Annotated in this window: 6 protein-coding genes; 2 read left to right on the top strand and 4 right to left on the bottom strand. The window is 30.0% G+C overall.

Going from position 1 to position 4,665, the window contains the following annotated elements:
- Positions 1-118 precede the first annotated feature (118 nt).
- The gene (locus tag ACJAX4_RS22260; protein ID WP_435791631.1) at positions 119-1,267 is read left to right on the top strand and encodes a transposase; all 1,149 of its coding nucleotides are present in this window, start codon (positions 119-121) and stop codon (positions 1,265-1,267) included.
- Positions 1,268-1,366: 99 nt separating this feature from the next.
- Entirely contained in the window at positions 1,367-1,624 is a 258-nt protein-coding gene (locus ACJAX4_RS22255; protein WP_435791630.1) for a small multi-drug export protein, read from the top strand.
- On the opposite strand, the gene ACJAX4_RS22250 is transcribed toward ACJAX4_RS22255, so the two are convergent.
- From ACJAX4_RS22250 to ACJAX4_RS22235, 4 genes are all read right to left on the bottom strand, one after another.
- Complete coding sequence (locus tag ACJAX4_RS22250; RefSeq protein WP_435791632.1) at positions 1,587-1,844, bottom strand: hypothetical protein; 258 nt, start codon at positions 1,842-1,844, stop codon at positions 1,587-1,589. The two genes, ACJAX4_RS22255 and ACJAX4_RS22250, sit on opposite strands and share 38 nt — an antisense overlap.
- 636 nt (positions 1,845-2,480) lie before the next feature.
- Positions 2,481-3,212, bottom strand: coding sequence for a hypothetical protein (locus ACJAX4_RS22245; protein WP_435791629.1), 732 nt, complete (start codon positions 3,210-3,212; stop codon positions 2,481-2,483).
- On the bottom strand, positions 3,187-4,080 hold the full coding sequence (locus tag ACJAX4_RS22240; protein WP_435791628.1) for an ImmA/IrrE family metallo-endopeptidase: 894 nt from the start codon (positions 4,078-4,080) through the stop codon (positions 3,187-3,189). The genes ACJAX4_RS22245 and ACJAX4_RS22240 overlap by 26 nt, the downstream gene beginning before the upstream one ends.
- The gene (locus ACJAX4_RS22235; protein WP_435791627.1) at positions 4,073-4,420 is read right to left on the bottom strand and encodes a helix-turn-helix transcriptional regulator; all 348 of its coding nucleotides are present in this window, start codon (positions 4,418-4,420) and stop codon (positions 4,073-4,075) included. Before ACJAX4_RS22235 ends, ACJAX4_RS22240 begins: the two co-directional genes overlap by 8 nt.
- Between the last annotated feature and the right edge of the window lie 245 nt (positions 4,421-4,665).

Below are 4,665 nucleotides of genomic sequence, written 5' to 3'. Positions count from 1 at the left end.
CTATTTGCTTTTTAAATTCTTCAGTATAATTTTTTGTTTTTCCTGCCATGATATTTACACTCTCCTTTTTATATATTATATCATGACCGAATGTTTAATGTACAACTTATTATAACCTATCCAGATTGCTTGGGGTACAAACATGGGACTAGGTAGGATGGGTGAGATTTCCGACATCGATTACTCGTTGCTTTCTTCTACATCTGAAAATTTCATTAGACTAGAAACTTTAAATGAGGCAAATAACCGTATAAATAATGCTATAACTAAGCTGCCAATCTTTCGACATTACGATATTGACGAAGTCATACATTCCAGTAGTGATGGGCAGAAATTTGAAACTAGTATTAACACCATTAATTCGCGCCACTCTCCTAAATATTTTGGTCTTAAAAAAGGTATTGTATCTTATACATTGGTAGCTAACCATATTCCCATTAACGCCAAGATTATTGGCGCTAACGAACATGAAAGTCATTATGTTTTTGATGTTTTATATAATAACACAACCGATATTAAGCCAGATATTCATTCCACCGATACACATGGAGCAAATGAAGTTAATTTTTCTATTCTCAACTTTTTTGGATATAAGTTCGCACCTCGTTATAAAGATGTCTACAGTAAAATTAGTAAATCTTTGTATGGATTCAATCATCCAAGTCACTATGATGATGTGATAATCAAGCCTGTAAGAAAGATAAATTCTGATCTTATTGTGGAGGAGTGGGATAATATTCAGCGTATAATACTGTCACTTGCTCTCAAAACGACAACGCAGAGTATTATAATTGGAAAACTTAGCTCTTATGAACGTAAAAATAAAACTAAACGCGCTCTATGGGAATATGATAATATACTAAAAAGTTTGTATTTACTTGATTATATTGATTCTTTAACATTACGTCAAAACGTTCAGAGGGCACTAAACAGAGGTGAGAGTTATCATAAATTACGCAGAGCGATATCCTATGCTAACTTCGGTAAATTACGATTTAAGACGGAACAAGATCAAAACATTTGGGGTGAATGCGGTCGACTACTAGCCAATTGCATTATTTATTATAATGCCAGCATTTTATCTAATATGTTAGCTTACAGAGAAGTAAGCGGTGAAGACTCAGATGTATTGAAACACATTTCGCCAGTTGCCTGGCAGCATATAAACCTCTATGGTCGCTATGAATTTAATACAAAATCGAAGTCTATTAATATGGATGCAATTATTCTTGAATTAGCTAAATTTAAAATAGTACCAAATGATTGATCTGCTTATTCCAACTTTTTAGTAGGAGTAGTCAAAAATACTTACTTGTAGTCTGTACCCGAAAATCATATGTCAATTTAAAATTAAAAGAGGTGTTTTATGAAATTATTAGAGATTTTTTTCTGGTCTATGGTTCCTATTATCGAACAGAAAGGAGCTATTATACGTGGGATTATTACTTATAACCTTAATCCACAAACAATATTTTTTGTAAGTCTGATAGGTAGCCTTATTCCAGTTCCATTTATATTAATATTTTTTAATAGAATATATAAGTGGATGCAGAATTATAAAACGTTAAATGGCATTAATAATTACATTAATAAAAGTTACATAAAAATTGTTCTAAGTTTTTAAAATATAAAGAAATTGCACTTGTATTATTTATTGCTATTCCTCTACCGACGACAGGTTTATGGACAGGAAGTGCAATCGCGGCATTCCTAAAATTCGATTTTAAGAAGTCTATATTCTGTGCAATAATAGGAGGGGTTATTTCTGCATTCTTAATAACAGTATCTTCAGTTGTATTTCCAACCTTTTTAGGAATGTAGAAGCATAGAGAATTTCTATTCATAAAATCCAAAAGCTATAAATTTAATACAAAATCGAAGTCTATTGACATGGATGCAATTATTCTTGAATTAGCTAAATTTAATAGTACAAAATGAGTGATTTTCTTATTTCACCTTTTTATTAGGGGTAGTCTATCCTCCGATATAAAAATACACTAACTTACCTTTTCGGGGGGATAGGCAAAAACACCCAATTTGGACGCTATGCTAAAGAACGATTAAGCCGAAGAGGAATAAAGAAACCGGAAACCTTTGATTTTCTTGGATTTACACACTATTGCAGTAAAAGTAGAAATGGAAACTTTAAATTAAAATGGAAAACGGCATCAAAGAAATTTCATGCTAAAGTAAATGATTTTAATAGGGGTATGGTAGTAATGGAACATAAAACGGCTATAAGTATTAAGACACATAAGAAGATTTCTTTATTATGTGTCTTTTAATATACAATTTAGTTTATTTAGATATTGCTCTAAAACAATAATTTTGATATAAATATTTTATAAAATGGTTAGTTGAAATGGTTTAGGCAGACAGTTGTTTATTAATATCGGGTACAGCCGACATAACGCGTTTATCTATACTCAGTCGTCTGTATCCGTATAAAAGCAAATTTGCGGAAATTTTTGGATGGAACTCTATATTATAAAATACTCACTATATAGATTATCCATACATTTTTTAAATTCTCCCCATTCTGGATTAACGGATCTATCAGGACCAGACAAATAGTACATGTATTTATATAAAGGTTTTAACATTTTATTTGTTGTAAACTTTGATATATAGTATATTAGTTCATACGTATGAATGGCACTTACACCTTCAAGTTTGGTACCTAGCTTTTCGGTATCTTCAATAAGACTTATGGCATTTGCATCATGAGAACAAAAATATAAAATGCCCTTTGCAGCAATGTACGCGAGAGTTTTAACTTCGCCTCTATCATCACTATTATCTATGTCTGAGCTGTAGTTTGTTGGTAATGAAATAAATGATTCCAATGTGTTTCTAAGAGTAAGTTCTTTAGGTGACAACATGGTGTCATAAAGAACCTCAATCTGTGGAGGAGTACAGTTAATCATACAATCAATTAAATTCTTTGAAGAATCTGAAACAGTAATTTCTTTATATACTGCAGAATGAATTGCAACATTTTTAAAGAGTTTAAATAATTCATTTATCCATACTTCTTTAAAAAATTTAAAGGGCAATGGTGATACAAATCTATCGCCATGCCTAACTTCAGAGCGGTCTGGGGATATAAAAAAATTAGCATCTAGAGTAATTGTTTGATATGGGTTTTTGATGAGAGACACAAAGGATTCATTTTCAGCTTCATAATTAATTCTGTTTCGTTTCTTCGCCATCTTTATACTCCTTAAAAATTGAATCAAATTCTTCTAAAGTTTCATCATCAATATTTTCATGCAATCCAAAATCTTCAAGTTTTTTACCTAAAATTTTCAAAGAAGAACTTAGATTAGGGAGAGAAATTATATCATTATCATAATCTCTAATTATATTTTCAATTTCATTTTTGTATACTCCCATGGTTTTAGTGTAGCTATTAAGATCCTGAAATTCTTTGTCGCATGTATTAGTCCCTAATGTATAATACAGACCACTTTTTTCTCTGTTATTCTCTTTATATAAGGCTTCGTATTGAGCTTTATCAATAAATCCAAGCTCAAAAAGTCTTTTAACTACTGCTTTGTACGGAATCCTGTAGTCAGAGTGTAATCTAGCAATAAACATGAGAATACTTTTATGTTCCCATTGTTTTAAATTACTACTTCCATTGTTTATTGAACGTATTTCTTCCTCTAAAGATCCTTTTGGTAACAGAAGTTCTGCAGCAAACCTTTCAGCCATAAGTTCTTCCTTATCAATTTTACCTAAAGATTCCCTATAAAAGTGTAGAGAACTTCTTTTTTTATAATGATACAATTCATGGGCCAGACTAAATATTTGATCATCTAAATAATCATTAGTATTAAGTCCTATAAAATCAAAATTTTCCTTTTGATTTTTCATTGATACATAAACTGCTGAAAAATTATTTTTATCATTGTCCTTAATTGGATAAAAAACTAGTCTTATATCTTTTGATTGAACTAATTTAAATATATTTGGACCTATTGGAGCATCACCGGTTCTAAAACTTCCCCTAAGATCATTAACCAATTCACAAATTTCAAATATATCTTTTTCAGTTAATATAATTTGATTATCCATTTAAACGACTCCTTAAAATATCATGTTTTTTGAGGCATAACATCATGGAAATCATATGGTCTAAAGCTTCAGTTTCTTCTGGTGATTTGGCTTTTCCTCTCATAGCTAGAAGTACATTTGGCTGCGAATTATCCTCTATGATATCAGCAAAATCTATATTTAAAATTTCTAAAAGTACTTCAAGTTGGTTTATTGAAGGTACAAATTGGCCAAGCTCAATTCTTCCTATAATTTGTCTATTAATACCCGTTAATTTTTCAAGTTTACCCTGAGTTAAATCTTTTTCTTTTCTTTTTAACTTAATTAATTCACTTAATTTGTTAATATCTATCTTGTTCATATTATCTCTCCTTAAATAAAATGATATTGTTTATATCATATAGTATGCACTAATATATAATAATGATACCATAAATATCATTTATGGACAATAAAATTTCAAACTACGTTATCAAGAATCTTTTATTTTTAATTTAGTGGAAACAATAACTTTAGAAAAAACCCCTTCTTAATATTCCGTATTTTGTCATATGCAAACTATATTACGAACCTATTTACGTGAGTATATTTATAAGCCTTAGCCAC

Source organism: Clostridium sp., from assembly GCF_051278035.1.
GTDB lineage: Bacteria > Bacillota > Clostridia > Clostridiales > Clostridiaceae > Clostridium_AD.
This window is presented reverse-complemented; position numbering and strand designations above follow the sequence as displayed.

Coding starts and splice junctions, on each gene's coding strand:
- ACJAX4_RS22255 (WP_435791630.1), top strand. CDS start 1,367: ATGAAATTATTAGAGATTTTTTTCTGGTCTATGGTTCCTATTATCGAA.
- ACJAX4_RS22250 (WP_435791632.1), bottom strand. CDS start 1,844: ATGAATAGAAATTCTCTATGCTTCTACATTCCTAAAAAGGTTGGAAAT.
- ACJAX4_RS22245 (WP_435791629.1), bottom strand. CDS start 3,212: ATGGCGAAGAAACGAAACAGAATTAATTATGAAGCTGAAAATGAATCC.
- ACJAX4_RS22240 (WP_435791628.1), bottom strand. CDS start 4,080: ATGGATAATCAAATTATATTAACTGAAAAAGATATATTTGAAATTTGT.
- ACJAX4_RS22235 (WP_435791627.1), bottom strand. CDS start 4,420: ATGAACAAGATAGATATTAACAAATTAAGTGAATTAATTAAGTTAAAA.